This window comes from Xanthomonas populi, from assembly GCF_002940065.1.
GTDB classification, from domain to species: Bacteria; Pseudomonadota; Gammaproteobacteria; order Xanthomonadales; family Xanthomonadaceae; genus Xanthomonas; species Xanthomonas populi.
In genome coordinates, this window is the sequence record NZ_MDEJ01000253.1 from 1 (window position 1) to 2084 (window position 2084).

Below are 2084 nucleotides of genomic sequence, written 5' to 3' on the forward strand. Positions count from 1 at the left end.
GGAGAGCGTCTTCGGCCTGACCAAACGCGAGCGGATCAGACGGCGGGTCTATCCCACCAACGGCGCCGCACGCGCCGAGGTGTTCGACGATATCGAGATGTTCTACAACCCAAAACGCCGCCATGGTTGCAATGACAATCTGCACCGGTAGTGTTCGAGCGGCGCGACGCGCAACGAGGGGCCTGAATGTCTAGGGAACCCTGGGCGATTCAAAGCGTTGCGTGTTCGGGTCCCATCCCAGCTCCGAACTGGCTCCCGCGCCGGCCGCGCAACGCATCCATTGCGCGGCAGTCTCCACCGAGTAGCTTTCGCTTTTCTTGACCGTCTCGCTGAACTGGTTGCCGCCCACCTCGATCATGTCCCACACCCAAGGATCGGTCTGCACGCTCCCGCTGTCCTTGGCCGTGGCGGTGATCTTCTGCAACGACGCCTTGAACTTCGCCGCATCGAACGCCTTGCGATCGGAACGTTCGCCCTTGGCCTTGACGACCTCAGCCGTCGCATTGCCATGCTTGGCCTTGACCAAGACACTCATCTCCAGCCGGGTCGGCACGCCCTTGATCCGGCGCTTCTTGTACTCCTCGTACTTCTTGCGCGGCAGATAACGCCTGCGCAATCCCATCCGATCGCGCACGCTGCCATCGCCCGCATCGCGGCCCTTGTCGTAGCTTTCGAAGGTGACCACTTCGACCAGGTCCGCCTTCTTGGCAAAATCCTTGTTCAACATGGTCGCGACCTTGTCTTCGGCAAGGTTCAGATCTTGCTCGGCCTGCCGGATCGCCTCCGGACTGCGTCCTTGCAACGCCTGCGCCAGCGTGGAACGCGCGTGGTGCACACCAGCGAAGGTGCTTTCGACATGACCGCTGACCGCCTCGAATTCCTTCCATACCTCCGGCGTCAACAGCAACAGTTCCTCGTCTTGCGCGTTGAGTACCGCAGGCGCGCTGACCTTGCCCGAGATCTTGGCGACCGTGCCCTTGCCGGGCGCAGCCACGGCCACCTGGCTTTTGACATTCACTTCGTACATCACCGCGTCCGCCCCCATCACGCACGGCTCGAACGCATCGGAGGTATACGCCATTTTCTCCGCGCCAGGCAGGTTGAACACGAACCAGGCCGTGTCGTTGGTATAGAGCTTGCCTGTATCGCCGTGCTTGTTGATATTGCCCTTGATCGGCTTGCCTTGCAGATCCGTGGCGGCGATCTGCCGGCCGGCGGCATCGTAGGTGTAGGCGACAAAAGGCGCGCCGACGATCGGTTGATTGCCTTGCTTGAACTGGAAGCGCACGCGCAGATAGCGCTTCAACAGCACGTCCTGGGTCTGCATCGGCGGGGCGATGACGCTGACCGACGGCAAGACCAGCCTGGGCGCCAGCTTTACGTCCGGATGCAATTCCGGCTCCAGGTAGGCAGACACCACCTGGCTCCATACCTGCAGCGTATAGCGCTCCATGCCGTCGTGCATCGTGGTGAACAACGGATACGGCGAACTGAATCCGGGCGTGGTCTTTGCCTGCTTGGCCTTGACGGAAATCCGCTGCGTGCGTCCGTCTTGGCCAGTGCTGCCTTTGGCCACTACGTCGCCTGTCGCGTGCACCACTTGGTAGCGCACATTCGCGCAGGGGACCGGCAAGCCCGCGGCATTCTTGTAGCAGAGCCTGAAATCGCCCGTTGCCGCTGGCGCTTCGTCAGCATTGCTGCCGGCCGTGGAACTGGGCAATGGAGTCGTTGCAGCCTCATGCGTTGCCATCTGACACCTTGTAATAACCTTCGTGACGTTCGTCGGAGACCATCAGATGCACGCTGTCGGGACCATCCGTGATCACTTGTTCGGTCTCGCCGCGTGCATTCGTTTTGCCGGTTAGCACCGAGCCGTCCGCCAAATACATCGCATAATCGCTGTTCTTGAGCGGTTCGCCGGCGTAGTCGCGCAACACGTACTTCAGCTTGTAGGGCGTCGCTCCGGGAACGGGAAGCTTGTAGGACGTTTCGACCGGCCCCATAAACGACTTCTTGCTCGCATGCACGGTGATGGTGCCGGGGCAGGCGACGGTGATGTTGCCGCCTTCGATGGTCACGCTGGC

At 61.4% G+C, this 2084-nt stretch carries 1 protein-coding gene and 2 pseudogenes; 1 reads left to right on the forward strand and 2 read right to left on the reverse strand.

Features of this window, described 5'->3' with window-relative positions; translation table 11 throughout:
- Positions 1-186: pseudogene (locus XpopCFBP1817_RS20520) on the forward strand (IS3 family transposase); the annotation flags it as partial.
- 4 nt (positions 187-190) lie between these two features.
- Here XpopCFBP1817_RS20520 and XpopCFBP1817_RS20525 read toward each other — a convergent pair.
- Together XpopCFBP1817_RS20525 and XpopCFBP1817_RS20530 are read right to left on the reverse strand one after the other, a co-directional pair.
- Positions 191-1576, reverse strand: a complete 1386-nt coding sequence (locus XpopCFBP1817_RS20525; RefSeq protein WP_244171288.1) for a hypothetical protein — start codon at positions 1574-1576, stop codon at positions 191-193.
- A gap of 160 nt (positions 1577-1736) precedes the next feature.
- A pseudogene (locus XpopCFBP1817_RS20530) lies at positions 1737-2084 on the reverse strand (hypothetical protein); the annotation flags it as partial.